Genomic DNA, 19,281 nt, shown 5'->3' with positions numbered 1-19,281 from the left:
ATGGACCCGATCAAAACCCGCCGCAAAGGGGCGATCCTTGAGGTGACGCTGGACCGGCCCAAGGCCAACGCCATTGACCTGGTCACCAGCCGCAGAATGGGCGAAGTCTTTGCCGAATTTCGCGACGATCCTGACCTGCGCGTGGCCATCCTTACCGGCGCGGGCGAGAAATTCTTTTGCCCCGGCTGGGACCTGAAAGCCGCGGCAGACGGTGACGCGGTTGATGGCGACTATGGCGTCGGCGGTTTCGGCGGCTTGCAGGAATTGCGCGATCTGAACAAGCCGGTGATTGCGGCGGTCAACGGCATCGCCTGCGGAGGCGGGCTGGAACTGGCGATCTCGGCGGACATGATCCTGGCCGCAGAACATGCCACTTTCGCCCTGCCGGAAATCCGCTCGGGCACCGTGGCAGATGCGGCCAGCGTCAAGCTGCCTAAGCGCATCCCTTATCATATTGCGATGGAGCTGCTGCTGACCGGCCGCTGGTTTGATGCCGAGGAAGCAAACCACTGGGGTCTGGTGAACGAAATTGTCGCCGCCGATCAGCTGATGGACCGCGCGTGGGAACTGGCCCGCCTGCTGGCCTCGGGACCGCCGCTGGTCTATGCCGCGATCAAAGAGGTCGTGCGCGACGCAGAAGACAGCAAGTTTCAGGACGCGATGAACCGCATCACCAAGCGCCAGTTGCGCACGGTGGACGTGCTTTACGCCAGCGACGACCAGCTGGAAGGCGCCCGCGCCTTTGCGGAAAAACGCGACCCGGTCTGGAAGGGCAAGTAAGAGGTCAGCGCTTCGGCGGTGTCAGCCACTGAGCGGACATGCCGAAGTTCGACTCTTTCAGCTCTTGCTTTGCGATGGCCTGCAGATGCACCTCATCCGGGCCATCCGCATAGCGCAGCGCCCGCGCCCAGGTAAAGCTGTCGGCCAGCGGCGTATCCGGCGTCATACCCATGGCACCGAAAACCTGCATCGCACGGTCCGTCACCGTGGCGTGTACATTGGGCGCCACCACCTTGATCAGCGAAATCTCGCGCCGGGCGGCCTTGGCGCCGACCTGATCAATCTTCCACGCCGCCTGCAAGGTCAGCAACCGCGCCTGATCGATCTCAAGCCGCGATTTAGCGATCCATTCCCGGATCACACCCTGCTCTGACAGCTGCTTGCCGAAGGTCTTCCGCTCCTGCGCGCGTTCGACCATCAGCGACAGAGCCATTTCGGCCGCGCCGACCGAGCGCATACAGTGGTGGATACGTCCCGGCCCCAGCCGCGCCTGCGCCAGAGCAAAACCACTGCCCTCTTCCCCCAGCAGATTGCTGGCGGGTACTCGAACGTCCTTGAAGACCAGTTCCGCATGGCCCTCGGGATCGTGCATGTTCAGGATCGTGGGGTTGCGCACGATCTCAAGACCGGGCGTGTCCTTGGGCACGATCACCATACTCTGCTGCTTGTGCCGGTCCGCGTTCGGATCGGTCTTGCCCATGACGATGAACATTCTGGTATTCGGATGACAGGCATTGGTGATGAACCACTTACGGCCGTTGATGACATACTCATCACCCTCACGCCGGATCGAGGTGGTGATATTGGTCGCGTCAGAGCTGGCTACATCCGGCTCGGTCATCGCAAAGGACGACCGGATTTCACCATTGAGCAACGGCACCAGCCATTCCTCGCGCTGTTCGGGCGTGGCAAACATGTGCAGCAATTCCATGTTGCCGGTGTCCGGCGCGCTACAGTTGAACACTTCGGACGACCACGTCACCTGCCCCATCAACTCGGCCAGAGGGGCGTATTCCAGATTGGTCAGCCGTGTGCCAGGTTCGTCGTCGCGCAAGGAGGGCAGGAACAGGTTCCACAACCCTTCGGCCTGGGCAAGCGCCTTAAGATCCTCCATGAATGAGACTGGGAAATCGCCTGCCTCGATCTCTTCCTTGTGGTCGCGGATGCGCGGATAAATATGCGCCTCCATAAAGCGTTTCAGCTGGTCGCGGAATTCCACAGCACGAGGCGATGGGGCAAAATCCATGGTGTTCCCTTTTCAGACTGTTGCGGCAGACCGTTCCTCGTACCCTAGCCGTGCGATTGGCGATTGTGAAACCTGCTTGCAGGACCTCAGCCGCAAGTGCCGCGAGGTCACGTCGGTTTCCGCGAAAACGCACCCGTTCACAGCTCTGTTGCTCAACCCTCTGCATGACGGTAAGCGTCTGTGAGGGTACGAAAACGAACCGGAGGTCAGGTGTCGGATCAGCAGATCAAGAAATCGGACGACATCGCCGACAAGCTGTCGACGCGGATTGTCCAGGGGGCACTGAAGCCCGGTGAAAAGCTGCGGCAGGACCTGATTGCCCGAGAGTTCGGGGTCAGCCAGGTAACCGTGCGCGAAGCTCTTTTGAACCTTGCCTCAAAGGGGTTGACGGTTGCCGTACCGCGCCGGGGGATGTGTGTGGCGCCAATGGATCAGAACGCCATACAAGAGCTTCGGGTGATGCGGCGCGCTCTGGAACCGGTCGCGTTGCTGCATTCCGTCCCCAACCTGACAACCAACCAGATCGCGCAGATTGAACAGGTTCACGAAGAATGCGACAGTGCCACCACCGCCGATGACTGGGAGGACGCCAATCAGCGCTTTCACATGGCCGTCATCGCCGCCTGCAACATGCCGCGCATGATCGCCGAGATCAGAAATCTGCAAGTGCTGTATACGTGGCATTTCAACAATCTGCACACCGCCAAATGGCGTCAGCGCTCAGACCCGGATCATGCGGCCATTCTGGCCGCCATCAAGGATCGCGACGCGGCCAAGGCCCATTCGGTAATGCAGCGCCACCTGACACGATTGGCCTAGGCTGGCTCAGTCGGGTTTGCGCGCAATGATCCAGGTTGGGTGATAGGTCAGCGAAACGCCGAACTCACCCTCGAACTGCCGGACATAGTCATTGGTGAACGCCATCAGGCTGGACTTGGTCCAGGTTTTCTGCGCCCGCCCGTTTACACCGGTTCGGCGCAGGTGTTCCAATACTTTTCGCGGCGAAGAAAACTGCATCTGCCGTTCCACTTCCCCCGCAGAGACTACATCCAAAATGCCCTCAACAGCAGCGATCAGAGTGCCCGGTGTGCACAGACCCGGCGCTTTCGCCGCCGACCCGACCTGTACCAACTCGCGGTATTGCTGCGGGCCAAACCCCGAAATGGCCAGCCAACCACCGGGGGCCAGCGCCGTCGCTGCGCGGCGCAGGAACAGGGTGGGATTTGGAAGCCACTGGATCATAGAGGCCGACGCGATCAGATTGGGCTGTGCGGGCCATGCGACGGTTTCGGCATCCCCACACAAAAACTCGGCCGCAAAGGTGGCTGCCGTCTCATTGGCCTCGGGCGAAAGGTCGTTGACCGTGAGCGTATCGAACGCGAAATGCTCACAAAGCCGCTGTGTCAGGTGACCGGTGCCGCAACCAAACTCCAACGCCGAGGGGAAGTACTGCGGTGCGCCACCGTCACGCAAATCCTGCGCCAGTCGATCCGCGATCTTAGCCTGCTGACCCGCCGAGTCATGATAGGTCAGGAAACTGCGGCTGAAACTGCGCTGGACACGCTCGGTCAACTGGGCGTTCATGCGATCCACTCCTTCCAGCTTTGACCAGCGGCAAAAGGGACATGCGGCGCGGAAACGGTTCGAACCACATCCTGCTGCCCGGCCCATGCAGCGTGTTGCGCACCGGTGGGGATGATCCGATCCCGCTGTGGTATCCAGATCCGGTCAAATCTGTGGTCCGGCGCATTGCCGCGTTTGATTACCGCATAAAGCTCGGCTTGCGCTGTGACGATATCGATCTCGGGCGCCGGAGACTTGAGCCCTGCGCGGCGGCAGAACTTGGCGAAACTGGCGGTGTTCAGCTGATCCGCCGTGGCACGGATCATATCCGGCGCGATGCCGTTCTCGGTATCGGCTGGGGACAGAGTGCCACTGACCGCAACCGATCGATCGGGTTGAAGTCCTGCCTGCGTCAGCCAATGCACCGCCGACGCCACACCAAAAGAAAAGGCGATCAGGGTAACCCAATCATATTGCGCAAGCTCGTTCAGCGGGCTGTCCAACCGGGCATAATCGTCTACGAACAGGACATCCGCATCGGTTGAAAGGTTCTGAAAGAGCCCGGGCCCGAGGGCCCAGCCCCCGAAGATCAACAGCACCTCTTGAGTACCTGAACGGGACAACCATTGCTGTTTCATGACGCGCCCTTCGCCAGAGACACCATGGCCGATGTCACACGGCTCAACTCGTCCGGAGAGATGATAAAGGGCGGCATGCAATAGATGTTGCGCGCGAAGGGGCGCAGCCAGACGCCGGTTTCCGGTGCCAGCCCGTGTGCAAGGGACGGATCAACCCAGCCCTCCATTTCGATGACGCCAATGGCACCCAAGACACGCACATCCGAGACCCCGGGCAACCCGCACGCAGGGGCCAGTTCGTGTTCCATCTGGTCGGCGATACCGGCAACTTCAGACCGCCAATCCCGGATGGATAGTTGCTCCAAACTTGCGACAGCCGCCGCGCAGGCCAGCGGGTTGGCCATATATGTCGGGCCGTGCATCATGACGCTGGCCTCACTTTCCCCGATCCGGCGCGCGACGGTTTCGGTCGTGACGGTCGCGGCCAGCGTTATATGTCCGCCAGTCAGCGCCTTGCCCAGACACAGGATATCCGGCACGACACCGGCGTGGTGCAGTGCAAACAGCTCTCCGGTGCGGCCAAAGCCAGTGGCGATCTCATCGAAGATGACCAGCACGTCATGCGCCTTGCATAGCTCATGCGCCCGCTGCAGCCATGTCGGGTGATAGAAATACATCCCGCCCGCGCCCTGAACGACAGGCTCAAGGATCAGTCCGGCGATTTGGTCGGCCTTGGTTTCCAGCAAGTCTTCCAGTGCATTCAACCCGTTCAGGTCGCCATCCTCGGACCAGTCCTGACCAAAGGCGATCTGCGGGCGGGGCAGGAAATGCTGGACGGACAAAGCCCCCGCGAACAACCCGTGCATCCCGTTGACCGGGTCGCAGACACTCATCGCTTTCCAGGTGTCGCCGTGATAGCCGCCGCGAATGGTCGCGAATTGCGTGCGGCCCTTGCGGTCCTGCGCCATCTGGTATTGCACCGCCATTTTCAGCGCCACTTCGATGGCCACCGAGCCGCTATCACTGTAGAAGATACGGTCTAGCCCGTCGGGCAAAAGTTCGATCAGCCTGCGCCCCAACTCAATCGCAGGGGAATGAGTCAACCCACCGAACATCACATGCGGCATCTGATCCAGTTGTGCCTGCATCGCCCCGATGATGGCCGGGTGACGGTGCCCGTGCACCGCGCACCACCACGAGGACATCGCGTCAATCATCTGCGTCCCGTCCTCAGCGGTCAGCCAAACACCCTCGGCCCCGGTGATCAGGTGCATCGGGCCGGGCTTCAGCACGTTTGTGTAGGGGTGCCACAGGTGGCGGGCGTCAAACTCAAGCGGGGTCACAGGGCGCTCCGGATTGTGTCGACGTCGATGGCGGTGAAAGCGTTAGTCAGCGTGTCGCGGGACAAGGTGTCGATAAAAGGCAATCGGCCCAGATGGCGGGTATTGCCCATCTGGGCGATAGTTTGTTCGACATCCGGCTCGGCGTTGCCGACAAATGCCACGCCGATCACATCGCAACCGGCGTTGCGCAGCGCCATCAGAGACAGAATCGTATGGTTGATCGTGCCCAGAGCAGTGCGCGCCACCAGTATGACCGGGGCCTGCCATTGCGCGATCACGTCGAGAAAAAAGACCTGACGGTTCAGCGGAACCATCAGCCCGCCCGCGCCTTCAACCACCAGAGGGCCGGACACCTGCGGCAAGGTCAGTCGGTCCGGGTCGATCTCGATCCCCATGTCCTCAGCCGACAAATGCGGCGAAGCGGGCATGTTCAGGCGATAGGCCTCGGACAACACCTCGGCCCCAGTCACAGCCTTGACGGTTTCCGAATCCGTTGCATCCTCCAGTCCCGATTGCACCGGCTTCCAATACCGTGCACCAAGGGTGGCGGTCAGACCTGCCGCAAAGACGGTTTTGCCAATTCCGGTATCTGTGCCGACAACAATTACGGTGCTCATGCGGCCTCGCTTTGGTGCTGGGCAAGCGCTTCGAACAGGGCGCTGATATCGGCATTGGTCACATTGCCAGTGACCGAGACACGAAGCCGCGAGGTGCCGCGCGGCACTGTCGGCGGGCGGATACCCCGGACGTCAAAGCCCTGCGCCTGCAGGGTTGCGGCCATCTGCATTGTCCGAGCCTCATCGCCCAGAATGACGGGAATGATCTGGCTGTTCAGCACGTCCTGCGGCACGCCCGTCCGGCGCGCTTCGGCATGAGCGTGGTGCATCCGGGCGGTTGCCGCGTTGGTCAGGCGGGTATCGGCTTGCAGATGACCCAGCACCGCCCGCACGAGGGCCGCGTTGAAAGGCGACGGTGCGGTTGCAAAGATGAACGGCCGCGCACGGTTGATCAGCGCGTCGATCATCACCCGCGGCCCACAGATCAGACCGCCCGCAACACCCAGACCTTTGCCACATGTGTGCAAGGTCAAAACATCGGCCGTCAGACCATGTGCCAGACCTTTTCCGTTCGGACCAAAAACGCCAGTGGCATGGGCCTCATCCACGACCAGAATGGCCCCGTGTTCGGCGGCCAGGTCGGACAGTGCGGTCAAGGGCGCGATGTCGCCCTCCATCGAGTAGACGCTTTCCACAGCGATCCAGACCTGCCCCGATCCGCCGCTGACCTGCCAATCCGCCAGCACGCGGCGGGCATCCACCACGTTGTTATGGGCAAAGGACCGGGTTTCGGCCCGACCCGTCCGAAGCCCTTCATGGGCGCTGGCATGGACCAGATCGTCATACAGGATCAGATCCCCCGCCGCGGGCAAGGTCGAGAATATCGCCTGATTGGCCTGAAACCCACCGCCCATGAACAAGGCGGCCTCAGCACCAAAAAAAGCTGCGGCCTCTTCCTCCAGCGCCTCATGTTCAGGATGATTGCCGCGCAACAACCGCGATCCGCCTGATCCAAGCGGAACACCTCCCTCAAGCGCCTTTTGCGCAGCGCGGTGCAGCAGCGGCGAGTCCGCCAGACCCAGATAGTCGTTCGAGGCGAAGTCCAGCCCACGCCTCGGGGCCAGCGACCGGCGTCGATGCCGGGCGTCCAGCGTTTCAAGCATCGAGTTCAGGCGACTCAATGCTTTCATTCAGCCGCTTCCGCACAGCTTTGCCCGGCAACGGTTTCGGCCTGCAGCCCCAACTTGGCAAAGAGGATTGCGTCGGTGTCTTCTTCGGGGTTCTCGGCGGTCAGCAGCGTTTCCCCAACAAAAATCGAGTTCGCACCGGCGAAGAAGCACATCGCCTGCAACTCTTCGGTCATGTCGCTGCGGCCAGCGGACAGGCGCACATAGGATTTCGGCATCATGATTCGGGCGGTTGCGATCACACGCACAAAATCGATCGGGTCGATCGGCATGGCATCGGCCAGCGGCGTGTCTTCCTGTGGCATCAGCATGTTGATCGGCACGGATTCGGGCGCTGGTCCCATATTGGCCAGGGTGACCAGCATATCGACGCGGTCGCCGATCTCTTCACCCATTCCCAGGATACCACCTGAGCACACTTTGATCCCCGCTTCCTGGACGCGGTTCATCGTGTCGATGCGGTCTGCAAAAGTGCGGGTGGTGATGACCTCGGGGTAATAGCGCTCAGACGTGTCGATGTTGTGGTTGTAATAGTCCAGCCCTGCGTCGCGCAGGCGAAACACCTGATTGTCGTCCAGCATGCCCAGCGTCATGCAGGTCTCCATGCCCATCTCGCGGACCCCTTCGACCATGGCCACCAGCGCGTCCATGTCGCGGTCTTTCGGCTCGCGCCAGGCCGCACCCATACAGAACCGGGTCGCGCCGCCATCTTTCGCCTTGCGGGCCTCGGTCAGGACGCGCTGAACCTCGATCAGCTTCGAAGCCGACAGCTTCGATCCGTTCCGGGCCGATTGCGAACAATAGGAACAATCCTCGGCACAGCCACCCGTCTTGATCGACAGCAGCTTGGAGGTCTGAATTTTGTTGGGGTCGAAATTCTCGCGATGCACGGTCTGCGCGCGAAAGAGCAGGTCCATCAGAGGAAGATCATATACGGCCTGCGCCGCCTCGCGGGTCCATGTGGGAGGGGTGTTTTCCATTTTATCGATAATTCGTCCAAAACTCCATGCCTGCCTTGTCTAATATCGATAAACCTGAAAAATTCAACTGCTAACTGCCTGGTCGGCGCGGAACCGCCCGACGACAAAGGCTGTTGCAGGGTGTTTAGGCTAAGGGGTCGCGCTCTTGTTCCGCCCTGTCCAGCCAGATTAGCGGTTGCATCATTGGTGCGGTTTTCGATGCCGAATATTTCGATCAGAAGCTGCTGAACTTTCAACATGTTGACCTGATAGTCATCCAGAGACATCTCGCGGCCGCGAACAAAGTTACCGTCGGCATCAATGCCCGAAACCGTTTTGCCCTCGGGCATAGCCGGGTCGAAACCGATCAACTAGTTCAGGTCAATCGCGGTGGCCCCAAGGTTGTTCTTGCCCGAATGCAGCGCCATCAAGAAGCCCTTCAGCTCACCCCAATGCTTGGAATAGTTGCACAGCGCCTTGCCGGTGTTCTCGCCAGATTTGATCTTGTCGATGCCCCTGTAGACCGAACCGGCATAATTGAAGGTGGCCTCGGCCAGTGTTTTCTCCCAGTTGGTTTCGACAATACCGGCATAGTTCTGCTCGGGCGAGAGTGTCGACGAATGCGCAACCGTGCTGAAATAGCCGAACGCCTCATCCCAGATGTGATCTATTCCGGTGTACTGCCTGCCTTCATTGTAAGGTTTGTCGTTGGCGCACAGCTGCTCGTCCAGAAAATTGTCGACCGCCTGATATAGGGCATCGCGCCCAGCGTGAATTCGGAGATCAGCTGCCTCCAGTCCATTCCGTTCACCGGGTCATAGCTTTGCTCGGACGCCACAGCCATCTTGACCATCTGCAGCGCAGTGTTGACGCCCAATAGGTTGCCCGGCCATGCGGGCAATGCGCCATTGTAGAACTTGTCCGAGATGTTCTTACCTTTGGAGATTTCGCTCACAGTTGACTGCTTGATCGGAAAGCCGTCTATGGACGCGCGCGCTGAATTTTCCAGATCTACTTCAGACCCGTTGAAATAGGCCAACATCAGTGCCTCGACTTCGGCCGCATTGTTGCCGCCATCGCCTTTGGCTGCCGCTTTTTTTCAGGCTGCCATGCAGCACGTGGCGCGCGACCTGACCGGAATACGAAACGGAATTGATCTTGTCGCCTTCATAGCCTTTTACAGTGACCGGAAACGGGCCATAGGCCTGATCGGTCATAGCAGCACCGCTGATCAGGTCCGCAGCAACAAGCCTGAAGTAAGTTTGAGCATCGAGAGTTCTCGTTCTATCCGACTCTTTTCATCAGTTATTTTTCCTGACCCTTTTAATTGATTATTATCAAGGCGAGTAACCCCCCAATTTTTCAATTTAATAACTGCGTGTTGGAGAAAAACCTGCAGCTTGATACAGTGGAAAACACCCGCTGCAGGGGCAGAATGACCCGTGATATGCCTCAATCGCAATACGGTTTGAGTTACTGCCCACACCCACCTGTTCTCACCACAGCATCTGTGACAGAAGGGTTGTCATCGCGAAATCCAATCAGGCAACCGGATGTGACCCCAGAAGAACTCGGACCGAGATTGCGATGAAAAACAAAACCGTGCCGGTCAGAACAAACACATGCCAAATAGTGTTGTGAAAAGGAAGTTGGTCCAGCAGATAAAAGGCAACGCCGACGGTATAGACCACACCACCTGCAATCATCAGCCAGACAACAACCGATGGCAGTTCGCCCAACATGTCAGGTCCGGCCCAGACTACAGCCCAGCCCATCATCAGATAAAGGACAAGCCCGAACCCGCGAAAACGGACCGGGTCAATCAGCTTCAGTACCGAGCCCAGCGTTGCCGACGACCACAACCCAATCAAAAGCCCCGGCCCCTGCCCGCCCGACAACAGAAGGAACGGCGTGTAGGTGCCAGCAATTTTCACATAGATGCCAGAGTGATCCAGACGGCGCAGCAGCTCGGACCACTTGTCGCTTTCAATCATGTTGTAGAGCGCGGAAAATGTCAGCATCAGCAACAGCGTGACGCCATAGACCGAGACCCCCAGAATGGCCTCGGGTTCCGACCGGTGAAAAGTGGTGACCGTGATCAGCAGGGGCACTGCAACAAGGGCCGAAGCGACACCCAACACGTGCACAACCCCGTCGCTCACACGCTCGGCGCGGCTATAGGCTGGACGGATATCTGCAAAAGACCACATAGACTTAACTTAAGCGTCATGGGGATTTCGGGCAAGTAAACGCCCCTCGCGGTCGATCAATGCTATGTGTCAGACCAACGAGTGCGCCGCACCTAAGTGGGGTCATCCCCCGGCTTCGGATCCTTGTATCGGTTCAGATCGAAAATGCCCGCGTGAATCGGTTTCTGCTTTTGAAACAGATCGTGAATCCGGTCGCTCAATGGCCAGAATTCTGGGCTGGTCCGACGCACACCAAATTGCGCCACCACGGCCATGTAGTCGCTTTGCGACTGAATACCTTTCAGCGCCCCGACAAGAGGCTCCAACTGATCCTGTCGGACGTGGAAATAGAAATTCGGATAGCTGCCGATCAGGTCCGGAAGAATTGTCAGGGCATCCGCCTCGGGGTTCCGACGCGCTTTTTCATCGAACAGAAAGGCCACGTTGTAATGCGCCTTGTCATGCACGAGGGTGAATAATGCGGTCTCCCCGTCGCTTTGCTCGACCACCAGAACCGTCAGGTCCGGCAGATATTTCACCCAATCGCCGGTTTGATTGGCCAGATCGCGCAGTGCGTCGACTGGCTGCCCCGGTTGGCACTTTTCTGTCGCGCATCTGTTGATCGGGTCCGTGACCGGCCACAGCCCGTTGCCGTGCTCCAACAAAGTCAGAAGGAATTCCTGTTTCGGCTGATCCGTTTGAAAGGAAATACCGGTAGGGAAACTGTCATCGACCCGGCGGCGGTGCCAATAGGTGTGCAATTCGGCCAGAACGCCTTGGTACCAACTCTCGTGCATCTGCGGCCGGACGTCCCGTGGCATAAAGGCAAGAAAGGTATCCTCGCTCTCCATCCGCAACTCGTCCATGTAAAGCCGCGTGGCCAGTTGATGTTCGACCCGACCGAACACGTCATAGCCCGCCACGAGGTCATAGTAGATGCGCTCAAAAATCGGAAAGTCGGTGACCCAAGCGGTTTCGGGGATACCGCCGTGAAACCCGGTCATGGCCGAGGCATTGTCGAAATGCCGAAACACCGTGATCAGCGCGTTGGGATTGGTTCCATCGCCATCCCAGATCGAACCATAGTCGAACCCGGTCTGATACACCGGCGCAGCCCGGTATCGCGCATCCCGAAACTCAAGGTACGAGACCTGGTTTTTGTGCGAGAACTCCTGCAACATACCCAGCACTCCGGCATCGGCCTCGGACACGGGCAGTTCCAGATAGGCGGCACCTTCCTGCAGATAGCTCGGGTCGGTGACCGATAAATCCGCATCCGGATCAAGAAAGCTGACCCAGAACCGGTCCTCGATCACGTCAACGGCAGTTTCGCCATGGCAGACGGGGCCGCGAATGAAGCTGCGGACAAAGAACAGCGCGTCATCCAGCAGGAACTGATAACGGCTGCGCGCTGGCATCTCTATGAAAGTGCTGAACGGGCTGCCGCCTTCCGCGTCCCCAAACGGGGGCAGTTCGGCCAACGTCCAATCGGTGTCGAGAAACAGCTGTTGATAACGCGCCATGCGCTCCGGCCCAAGCGTATAGACCAGATGTTCCTTGTGTACGATCGTTTCCGTGACCTGCTGCAACCGATAGTAAAACGGCGCCGCGCCCGGATCATCGAACGGTCTCCGCGTTGCTATTACGTCGATCTCATCGCCCGGCGGCCTGGTCGAGCGTACCAGTTGGAAGAACCGCCGCGGATCATCGCCTTGGAAATGGAGCCGGGCGAGAAACAGATGCTCGTACAGATACCGGCTCATCAACTGGTTGCGGGGGTCGCTTGTGTTCAGGAACCCTTCCCAACCAGCGATCTGAGCCTGGATCGCGTCGGGAATGGCGGGCGGGTTGGATGGCGGGGCCACACCGCCACGTGCCCAGCCCATGAGCGACTGAAACTCGGCCTCTGCTAGTGGTGCTGTTCCATAGGGCATACCCGCAAGCGGGTGGGCCTTGCTGAACGCGTCAAACTCATCCGAGGTGGGGCAGACCAGAGGGCGGTCGATTGCCAAACCAACCTGCGCAGGAAGGGGGGCGTCAGCCGGCAGAGGGTTCTGGCGACCCAACTCCAGATACCGCTCAAGCAAACCCGGTTTCTGCCCGCGAAGGACGGTATGAAACCCCAGCGCCCGCCATTCCGGAACGGTCTGTGCGTCGATCCCCAGTCGGGTGGGTTGGGCATCCTCCAAACGCTCGGTGTGATATACGGCCTCTTTGCTGGCCCCCCGCAACATCCCCGCCGGTGACGTCAGTTTCAACTGACATGGCGCGTCATAACAACTGTGGCAAACGACACAGCGGCGATCCATGATCGATTTCACCTCGGCCCATGTCTGGTTCTGCGCCCGAGCCGCAAACGGGTAAGTGCAAAGCAGGCACATCAGCAGCGTCGTCTGCAACAGCAGTCGAACTTTGTGCATCTGCGTCCCTCCCCTGCGCGACTTCGGACTTCATCCCCCGTAGCCAATATCTTTGCAGTTACGGGGGGCTTTAGGCAAGAAACGCGACCGGGCAGACCTACACAACTTGGCGTCAGCCGATGTGATAACCCGGTGTTGATTGTGCGATTTCGGCTTCCTCATCGGTCATGCCCACCGAAATGTCGCCGAACAAAGGCGTGCTCAGGTACCGCTCACCCGTGTCAGGCAGCATACACAGGACAGAAGCGCCGGGTTTGGCCTGTTCGGCGATTTCCATGGCCACGGCAAATGTCGCACCGCCGGAAATACCGGTCAGAATCCCCTCTTGGCTGGCCAGTTTCTGCGCCCATTCAACACCCGCCGGGCCGGGCACCGGGATCAGCTGATCGAAGTAACTGTTGTCGATGGATTCCTGAAGGACCGAGGGGATGAAATCCGGCGTCCAGCCTTGAATCACATGCGGTTCAAACGCCGGGTGGCTGGCAACGGGATCGTTGTCCTTGCCCCGCTCGGTCGCAATACCACTGCCCACCAGCTGCGCGTTGGCAGGCTCGGACAGGATGATCTTCGTATCGGGCCACTCGGCACGCAGAACACGCGAGACACCGGTGATCGTGCCGCCGGTCCCATAGCCGGTCACGAAGTAATCCAGCGGCTCCCCGTTGAAATCGCCCAAAATTTCCCGCGCGGTCGTGGCGGCGTGAATCTCGGCATTGGCCGGTGTTTCGAACTGGCGCGCCAGGAACCAGCCGTGTTTTTCGGCCAGTTCGGCGGCCTTGCGATACATGCCAAAGCCTTTTTCTTCCTTGGGTGTCAGCACGACCTTGGCCCCCAGCATCCGCATCAATTGACGGCGTTCGGTGGAAAAGCTCTCGGCCATTGTGACGACCAGAGGGTAACCCTTTTGCGCACAGACCATAGCCAGACCGATGCCGGTATTGCCACTGGTCGCCTCGACCACGGTTTGACCGGGCTTCAGGGCCCCGCTGCGCTCGGCGGCCTCGATGATGTTGACCGCAAGGCGATCCTTGACCGAACCGGCGGGGTTGAAGGCCTCGCACTTCACGAACAGATTGACGCCTTCGGGCCCCAGATTATTGATGCGGATCGTGGGCGTGTTGCCGATCGTGTCGAGCACGCTGTCATAAATACGGCCATTGCCCGAGGTGGTTCTGAGCTTTGAGTTGGTCATCGGAAATCCTCACTTGATCACAGGTGCAATCCCATCTTTCTAACCTGCGTCCGGGTCAATGTCCCGAACCCTTTCTGTAAGCTCGGGCTAAAGATCTAAAATCACCTCGTTTGTTCCTTCAGCGGGTACGGCGCAACAGATCAGCACCTCGTCTTCGGAATGATCCGCCGTTGGCTCAGTGCGATAGGCGATTTTACCGGCGATTTTGCGCGTCAGGCAGCTGCCGCAAGACCCCGAGCGACAAGAGAAAGATGGCGCCAACCCCTCAGCCTCAGCCGTTTCCAACAGCGTCGGCCCGCCTTTCACCCAATTTGCCCTGTGCCCGCTGGCCTTGAAGGTAACCTGGGCCGCCTCGGCCTCGGGCTGTGGTTTGGGTATGGCACCATCACCAGGACGCCGTTTCAACGCCGCAGGGCCAAAGCTTTCGGCGAATATCCGATCATCCCTTGCACCCAGTTCGCGAAGCATGTCGTAGACGGCTTGCATGAAGGACGGCGGGCCGCAGAGAAAGAAATCGTAGTCGTCCAAGGGCAGCGTGTCGCGGATCAGCGCGGGTGTGATGTAGCCTGCGGTATCAAAATCCACCCCTGCCTGCTTGCCCTTTTCGGGCCGCGAGATGACCGACACATAGCGGATCTTGCCATCGCTTGTCGCCTCGGCCCGGCGCAAATCCGTATGAAAGGCCCGCTGCGCCACGGTCTGCGCTGCGTGGAATACGGTTAGCCTGCGGGTGTGTCGGGTGCGCACACCTTCGTTCAGGACGTGGCGCATCATCGACATTATCGGCGTGATACCGACCCCTCCGGCAAACAGAACCGCGGGGCGGGTCTCGGCCGGGTTCAGGAAGAACCGGCCTTTGGGGGCCTGGACCTCAACAAGGTCCCCGACCGCAAGCTTGTCATGCAGATGGTTCGACACCGCGCCGCCGGGCTCACGCTTGACCGATATTCTGTAACTGGCATCCGCCGGGGCAGAAGAGACAGTGTAGGTCCGGGTCACTGGCGTCCTGCCTTCGGGCTGGACGCGAAGCGTCAGAAACTGACCCGCCTCAAAGGGCAGCAAGGGCAACTCGTCCGTCGGCTCAAAGGTAAAGGACCGGATCACCTCGCTTTCATCGCGCACCGAGGCGACCCGCAGGGTCCGCCACTGGCGACGTTGCTTTTCAGCCTTTTGTCGGGCCTCAACCGTTTTCCAGTCATCCCCCATCAGGCTGTTGGGCGAGAATTCCAGAAATTCAGCCCGAAACGGCAAGGCGTCATGGATGCGCAGCCCATGATGCAGATGAAACAGCCAGCCGCGGTTCGCACCTTGGAACGCGGCGATATCGGGATGATCTTCGTCCAGAACCTCTACCGTTCCGGTCAGCATCAACAGATCTCCGGTCCGGTAATCCGGAAACAACAGACCCGACCGGGGATTCACAAGGAAATTGCCCAGCGTGTTGAAGAAGTTGTTGCCAGAAAAGTCAGGCACCAGCAGGCTGTTGCCGTCGACCTTGACGAAACCCGAGCGCCCGCCCCTGTGCGACACATCTACGCCCGTGTGGTCAGAGGTATTCACAGAACTGGCTACGTAAAAGGAATTGGCGGTCGCAATCATTTCACGTGCCTGCGCATCCAGTTCCGAGAACCGGTCACTGCGGGCGCGCGCGACATCGGCCTCAGGCTCTCGGACAAAGGTCACATCATGGGTTTGTATATACTGCGGGCAGTTTCCAAAGGACTGCACCACATCCAGTGAAAAGCCGCATTCATCGGCACGGCCTAAGGTCGCATTCATCCGGTTTCGGCGCCGTGTGGACAGTTCCACCCCCACCACACCGATAGGGGCACCGGCTTGCAATGCAGCGCCCAGTGGGTCGTCTTCCAACGGCCGGATCGCAACGTCCAGCCGCCGGACATTGGGCGAGCTGACAAACCCCGGTCTGCCCGAGATCATCGACGCCCAGGGCCACCCGTCTGAATCCACGCTACCCAGAACGATGAACGGCAGTTTGCCAAAGAACTCCCGATGCTGATCGGGCATGTAGGTGCGGATAAAGTCGCGGCCAATTTTTTCGACCTTCTCCCGCTTCCCAACACGGGCCTGCATGGTTTGTTCGCCTGTGTGAAAGGGTGATCTATCGATGGTGACCGGAACATTCATGACGGACCTCATGTGTCGAAGGGGCCGGTTGCGCCGAGGCGCAACCGGACAGGTTTGGTGTCAGGCGGCGTGCAGACCAACCGCCGTGCGGGGCATCGGAACAAAGCCGTCCAGCGCCTCGATATTAGCCAGCAGGCGGCGCACATTTGCGTAAGGCTCCAGTGAAACACCGCCTTCCGGCGCGTGCGCGGTGTAGCTGTAGATCGCGACATCCGCGATGGTAGGCGCGTCGCCGACCAACCAATCCCGCCCTTCCAGATGCGCGTCCAGCTTGCCCAGAACCTTGGCGGCGGTGGCATGTGTGAAATCCACGTCCAGCGGCGCGTTGAACACGGTGATAAGCCGCGCGGCAGCAGGGCCGAAGGCGATCTCGCCTGCCGCGAGGGTCAGGAATTTCTGCACCTCGGCTTCAAGCACCGGATCTGTTGGCAGATAAGATGGTGCATATTTCCGGGCCAGATAGACCAAGATGGCATTGCTGTCGCTGACAACCACGTCACCGTCTTCCAGTACCGGCACCTGCCCCGCGGGGTTCAACGCCAAAAACGCATCGCCCTTGTGTTCACCTCCGACCAGATCAACATCGATGACGTCGTGCTTGATACCGGCAAGGCTGGCGAACAGAAGTGCGCGATGAGCATGGCCGGATAACGGGAAACTGTGAATTCGGATGGTATTGGACATCTGGTAGCTCTTTCTCTGACTGAAGGGGTTCGGCTGAGGATCAGCATCTGAGCACCAGACATAAATTGATTTCTTCAAGGCGATAATATACCTATCTGATGAATTACTATGAACACGGCGTAGATAATGGATACAATCCAGGGCATGAGGGCCTTTGCGGCCGTGGCAGCGCATTCGTCCTTCACCGAAGGCGCGCGGCAGATTGGCATTAGCACCAAGCTGGCCAGCAAGTATGTCGGCCAACTCGAGGACCGCCTGAACGCCCAGCTGTTCAACCGCACCACCCGCAGCGTCACCCTGACCGATACTGGACGCGCCTATTACGAACGCTGCTTGCCGCTGTTGGAGCAGTTCGATGAACTGGAAGGCCTTGTCCAGCAACGCCAATCCGAACTGGCTGGCCGTATCCGGATCACCGCACCAACCGGGTTCGGGTCGGCGGAACTGATCCATATGTTGAAACCCTTTCAGACCGAACATGCAAAGGTCTCGATCGAACTGCACCTGTCGGATCACCATGTCCCGATGGTCGAGGAAGGCTATGATCTGGCTATTCGGTTTGGCGTCCTGAAAGACTCGAACCTTGTAGCCCGTAAACTCATGAATATGCGGATCGTATGCTGTGTGTCGCCGAGCTATCTGGCAGATTACGGAACCCCGAAAGACCCCGCGGCACTGGCTTCGCACAATTGCCTGTTGCAAACCACCGGCAGCAACATCGACCACTGGACCTTCAAGGGTTCGGACGGGGAGTATTCGGTTCCGGTGTCCGGCAATTTCCGCGCAAACTCGCCGCGCGCCGTGGCCCATATGGCTGCCGATGGGCTGGGGATCGGACGCATTCCCCTGTACACTGCACAGCCGTTCCTGAACGCGGGAAAACTGCAACTTATTTTCGAAGCGCAAGAAGCGGTTTCGCTTGGCCTTTATGCCGCCTATCCGCAAAATCGCCATCTAACCGCCAGGATACGGGCGTTGATCGACTTTCTGGCGGCAGAGATGCGAGGAGCTTGAAGCTCGCTTATCTCAAATCCCAGTGAGGCACTTAAATCAATACATTTGCTATGGTTGCCAAATCACCTACCTATCAATTGATAGATGACGCAATCAGTGTTTCTGTCCAGGAGTTTTAACCCCTGTACTTCTCAGCTGAAAGGATCGTTTCCATGGAACTCAACTCGGACTTCTCTTCCCGCGTCGTTGTTCACTCTGATCAGCTTGAGTGGCAGGCCTCGCCCATGACGGGCGTGGATCGGCGCATGTTGGACAGGATCGGGGGCGAGGTCGCCCGCGCTACCACTATTGTGCGCTTCGCGCCAGGCAGTCAGTTCTCGGCCCACACTAATACGGGAGGTGAGGAGTTCATCGTGCTGGACGGCGTATTTCAGGACGAACACGGAATTTCCCTGCCGGGACCTATGTATGCAACCCGCCGACCAACCAGCATACGCCGGGCTCGAAACCCGACTGCACCATCTTCGTCAAACTCTGGCAGTTCGACATGGACGACCGCACCTAGTTTCACAAAAAAATGGAGGATGAGTTGGCCGCCGCAGTGAATGGCGTAGCCGCTACGATCCTTCACAAGGACACACGCGACGAGGTCACCTAAAGCCACCTGGGCGCGGGCGCGGCCCTGACTTCCAACGCACCTGGTGGAATTGAATTGCTGGTTATCGACGGGTCAATCACCACCGAAGGCGACCAACTGAAAAAGAACGGCTTGTTACCTCTTCCCCAAGGCCAAGCCCTGTCGGCCATAGCAGGCCCAGATGGGGCGAAGGTCTGGATGAAAACCGGGTACCTACGCTATGCCCGCGCACTGCAGATCCAGGTGATTGCATTCACTTGCTCGGGAAATACAAAACCGGGCTGCAGTCTGACAGACTAAAAGGCTCGCATCGAAACGGAAAAGGCATGAAGCCGCATGGTCACCGACACCAAAACCGCTTTGCTGGACGTTGCGGAACGCGCCGCCCGCGCGTGCGGGTTTGACGGGTTCAGCTACGCTGATCTGGCCGAGGCCATCAGCATCCGCAAAGCGTCGCTCTACTTATCATTTTCCCACCAAGGCCACGCTGACCGCCGCGCTGATAAACAGATACCATGCGAAGCCTGAGGCAGAATGCCGGGAAACCGAAGCCACCCACGACACCGGGGCCGAACGCTTGCGAGCGCTGATCCGGCTATATCGAGATGCCTGAACGACGGCAAAACCCTGTGCCTGTGTGTGTCGCTGATCAGCAGTCGCGAAAGTCTGTCGGACGAGGTCATCGAAAAGACCAAAAGTTTCCGTGCCATGATGGCGGGGCGGATCGAGGCGGTCTTTGCACTCGGAACTACAGACAAGTCGATCTCAGGCGTCGCACATCCGACCTCGGAAGCTAGCGCTGCTGGAAGGGGCGCACCTGTCCGCCCGCGCTGAAGAGAGTGTGCAG

The 19,281-nt window shown here is 59.3% G+C and carries 20 protein-coding genes and 1 pseudogene; 6 read left to right on the top strand and 15 right to left on the bottom strand.

The features are described 5' to 3' along the window. The gene (locus tag ACR0IM_RS08885) at positions 1-780 is read left to right on the top strand and encodes a carnitinyl-CoA dehydratase (RefSeq protein ID WP_480681567.1); all 780 of its coding nucleotides are present in this window, start codon (positions 1-3) and stop codon (positions 778-780) included. 4 nt (positions 781-784) lie between these two features. Here the strand turns inward: ACR0IM_RS08885 and ACR0IM_RS08880 are convergent, their stop codons facing one another. After that, a complete protein-coding gene (locus ACR0IM_RS08880) occupies positions 785-2,026 on the bottom strand; it encodes an acyl-CoA dehydrogenase family protein (protein ID WP_480681566.1) in 1,242 nt (413 codons plus the stop codon). A 210-nt stretch (positions 2,027-2,236) separates the two neighbouring features. Here ACR0IM_RS08880 and ACR0IM_RS08875 point away from each other — a divergent pair, with 210 nt between their 5' ends. After that, the gene (locus ACR0IM_RS08875; RefSeq protein ID WP_480681565.1) at positions 2,237-2,845 is read left to right on the top strand and encodes a GntR family transcriptional regulator; all 609 of its coding nucleotides are present in this window, start codon (positions 2,237-2,239) and stop codon (positions 2,843-2,845) included. A 6-nt stretch (positions 2,846-2,851) separates the two neighbouring features. On the opposite strand, the gene ACR0IM_RS08870 is transcribed toward ACR0IM_RS08875, so the two are convergent. The 14 genes from ACR0IM_RS08870 to ACR0IM_RS08805 form a co-directional block, all read right to left on the bottom strand. Continuing rightward, complete coding sequence (locus ACR0IM_RS08870) at positions 2,852-3,610, bottom strand: methyltransferase domain-containing protein (protein WP_480681564.1); 759 nt, start codon at positions 3,608-3,610, stop codon at positions 2,852-2,854. Further along, positions 3,607-4,227, bottom strand: coding sequence for a pimeloyl-ACP methyl esterase BioG family protein (locus ACR0IM_RS08865; RefSeq protein ID WP_480681563.1), 621 nt, complete (start codon positions 4,225-4,227; stop codon positions 3,607-3,609). Before ACR0IM_RS08865 ends, ACR0IM_RS08870 begins: the two co-directional genes overlap by 4 nt. After that, a complete protein-coding gene (bioA, locus tag ACR0IM_RS08860; protein WP_480681561.1) occupies positions 4,224-5,510 on the bottom strand; it encodes an adenosylmethionine--8-amino-7-oxononanoate transaminase in 1,287 nt (428 codons plus the stop codon). The genes ACR0IM_RS08865 and bioA overlap by 4 nt, the downstream gene beginning before the upstream one ends. Beyond that, complete coding sequence (gene bioD / locus ACR0IM_RS08855) at positions 5,507-6,127, bottom strand: dethiobiotin synthase (RefSeq protein ID WP_480641659.1); 621 nt, start codon at positions 6,125-6,127, stop codon at positions 5,507-5,509. The genes bioA and bioD overlap by 4 nt, the downstream gene beginning before the upstream one ends. Next, the gene (locus ACR0IM_RS08850; RefSeq protein WP_480591527.1) at positions 6,124-7,257 is read right to left on the bottom strand and encodes an 8-amino-7-oxononanoate synthase; all 1,134 of its coding nucleotides are present in this window, start codon (positions 7,255-7,257) and stop codon (positions 6,124-6,126) included. The genes bioD and ACR0IM_RS08850 overlap by 4 nt, the downstream gene beginning before the upstream one ends. Then, positions 7,254-8,234 (bottom strand): biotin synthase BioB, encoded by a 981-nt coding sequence (bioB, locus tag ACR0IM_RS08845; protein ID WP_480641661.1) that lies wholly within the window; start codon positions 8,232-8,234, stop codon positions 7,254-7,256. The genes ACR0IM_RS08850 and bioB overlap by 4 nt, the downstream gene beginning before the upstream one ends. After that, entirely contained in the window at positions 8,171-8,584 is a 414-nt protein-coding gene (locus ACR0IM_RS08840) for a hypothetical protein (RefSeq protein ID WP_480681560.1), read from the bottom strand. Before ACR0IM_RS08840 ends, bioB begins: the two co-directional genes overlap by 64 nt. Before the next feature lie 296 nt (positions 8,585-8,880). Beyond that, positions 8,881-9,168, bottom strand: coding sequence for a hypothetical protein (locus tag ACR0IM_RS08835; protein ID WP_480681559.1), 288 nt, complete (start codon positions 9,166-9,168; stop codon positions 8,881-8,883). A 61-nt stretch (positions 9,169-9,229) separates the two neighbouring features. Then, positions 9,230-9,430 (bottom strand): hypothetical protein, encoded by a 201-nt coding sequence (locus ACR0IM_RS08830; RefSeq protein WP_480681558.1) that lies wholly within the window; start codon positions 9,428-9,430, stop codon positions 9,230-9,232. Between the two features lie 324 nt (positions 9,431-9,754). After that, positions 9,755-10,423: a PAQR family membrane homeostasis protein TrhA gene (trhA, locus tag ACR0IM_RS08825; RefSeq protein WP_480681557.1), complete on the bottom strand. Its 669-nt coding sequence runs from the start codon at positions 10,421-10,423 to the stop codon at positions 9,755-9,757. A gap of 92 nt (positions 10,424-10,515) precedes the next feature. Further along, positions 10,516-12,822: a fatty acid cis/trans isomerase gene (locus ACR0IM_RS08820; protein WP_480681556.1), complete on the bottom strand. Its 2,307-nt coding sequence runs from the start codon at positions 12,820-12,822 to the stop codon at positions 10,516-10,518. Between the two features lie 112 nt (positions 12,823-12,934). Next, the gene (gene cysK / locus ACR0IM_RS08815) at positions 12,935-14,014 is read right to left on the bottom strand and encodes a cysteine synthase A (RefSeq protein WP_480681554.1); all 1,080 of its coding nucleotides are present in this window, start codon (positions 14,012-14,014) and stop codon (positions 12,935-12,937) included. An 87-nt stretch (positions 14,015-14,101) separates the two neighbouring features. After that, positions 14,102-16,159, bottom strand: a complete 2,058-nt coding sequence (locus ACR0IM_RS08810) for an FAD-binding oxidoreductase (protein WP_480681552.1) — start codon at positions 16,157-16,159, stop codon at positions 14,102-14,104. A gap of 60 nt (positions 16,160-16,219) precedes the next feature. Further along, entirely contained in the window at positions 16,220-16,843 is a 624-nt protein-coding gene (locus ACR0IM_RS08805) for a glutathione S-transferase family protein (protein WP_480681551.1), read from the bottom strand. A gap of 126 nt (positions 16,844-16,969) precedes the next feature. On the opposite strand from ACR0IM_RS08805, the gene ACR0IM_RS08800 reads away from it, so the two are divergent. The 4 genes and pseudogenes from ACR0IM_RS08800 (at position 16,970) to ACR0IM_RS08785 (ending at position 19,268) form a co-directional block, all read left to right on the top strand. Next, positions 16,970-17,857: a LysR family transcriptional regulator gene (locus tag ACR0IM_RS08800; RefSeq protein ID WP_480681549.1), complete on the top strand. Its 888-nt coding sequence runs from the start codon at positions 16,970-16,972 to the stop codon at positions 17,855-17,857. 152 nt (positions 17,858-18,009) lie between these two features. Next, positions 18,010-18,734, top strand: a pseudogene (locus tag ACR0IM_RS08795) (cupin domain-containing protein). Positions 18,735-18,770: 36 nt separating this feature from the next. Beyond that, a complete protein-coding gene (locus ACR0IM_RS08790) occupies positions 18,771-18,962 on the top strand; it encodes a hypothetical protein (RefSeq protein ID WP_480591562.1) in 192 nt (63 codons plus the stop codon). A 6-nt stretch (positions 18,963-18,968) separates the two neighbouring features. Next, positions 18,969-19,268 carry a hypothetical protein gene (locus ACR0IM_RS08785; RefSeq protein WP_480641668.1) on the top strand — a complete coding sequence of 100 codons (300 nt, stop codon included), beginning with the start codon at positions 18,969-18,971 and terminating at the stop codon, positions 19,266-19,268. Positions 19,269-19,281: the final 13 nt, after the last annotated feature.

It is taken from the genome of Ruegeria sp. BF6 (assembly GCF_056538665.1).
Note: the sequence above shows the minus strand (reverse complement) of the source record. Positions and strands in the feature narration are given on the sequence as shown.

Excerpts from the sequence above, each read along its gene's own strand:
- ACR0IM_RS08885 (WP_480681567.1), top strand. The coding sequence starts at position 1 with ATGGACCCGATCAAAACCCGCCGCAAAGGGGCGATCCTTGAGGTGACG.
- ACR0IM_RS08880 (WP_480681566.1), bottom strand. The coding sequence starts at position 2,026 with ATGGATTTTGCCCCATCGCCTCGTGCTGTGGAATTCCGCGACCAGCTG.
- ACR0IM_RS08870 (WP_480681564.1), bottom strand. The coding sequence starts at position 3,610 with ATGAACGCCCAGTTGACCGAGCGTGTCCAGCGCAGTTTCAGCCGCAGT.
- ACR0IM_RS08865 (WP_480681563.1), bottom strand. The coding sequence starts at position 4,227 with ATGAAACAGCAATGGTTGTCCCGTTCAGGTACTCAAGAGGTGCTGTTG.
- bioD (WP_480641659.1), bottom strand. The coding sequence starts at position 6,127 with ATGAGCACCGTAATTGTTGTCGGCACAGATACCGGAATTGGCAAAACC.
- ACR0IM_RS08850 (WP_480591527.1), bottom strand. The coding sequence starts at position 7,257 with ATGAAAGCATTGAGTCGCCTGAACTCGATGCTTGAAACGCTGGACGCC.
- bioB (WP_480641661.1), bottom strand. The coding sequence starts at position 8,234 with ATGGAAAACACCCCTCCCACATGGACCCGCGAGGCGGCGCAGGCCGTA.
- ACR0IM_RS08830 (WP_480681558.1), bottom strand. The coding sequence starts at position 9,430 with ATGACCGATCAGGCCTATGGCCCGTTTCCGGTCACTGTAAAAGGCTAT.
- trhA (WP_480681557.1), bottom strand. The coding sequence starts at position 10,423 with ATGTGGTCTTTTGCAGATATCCGTCCAGCCTATAGCCGCGCCGAGCGT.
- ACR0IM_RS08820 (WP_480681556.1), bottom strand. The coding sequence starts at position 12,822 with ATGCACAAAGTTCGACTGCTGTTGCAGACGACGCTGCTGATGTGCCTG.
- cysK (WP_480681554.1), bottom strand. The coding sequence starts at position 14,014 with ATGACCAACTCAAAGCTCAGAACCACCTCGGGCAATGGCCGTATTTAT.
- ACR0IM_RS08810 (WP_480681552.1), bottom strand. The coding sequence starts at position 16,159 with ATGAATGTTCCGGTCACCATCGATAGATCACCCTTTCACACAGGCGAA.
- ACR0IM_RS08805 (WP_480681551.1), bottom strand. The coding sequence starts at position 16,843 with ATGTCCAATACCATCCGAATTCACAGTTTCCCGTTATCCGGCCATGCT.
- ACR0IM_RS08800 (WP_480681549.1), top strand. The coding sequence starts at position 16,970 with ATGGATACAATCCAGGGCATGAGGGCCTTTGCGGCCGTGGCAGCGCAT.
- ACR0IM_RS08790 (WP_480591562.1), top strand. The coding sequence starts at position 18,771 with ATGGTCACCGACACCAAAACCGCTTTGCTGGACGTTGCGGAACGCGCC.
- ACR0IM_RS08785 (WP_480641668.1), top strand. The coding sequence starts at position 18,969 with ATGCCGGGAAACCGAAGCCACCCACGACACCGGGGCCGAACGCTTGCG.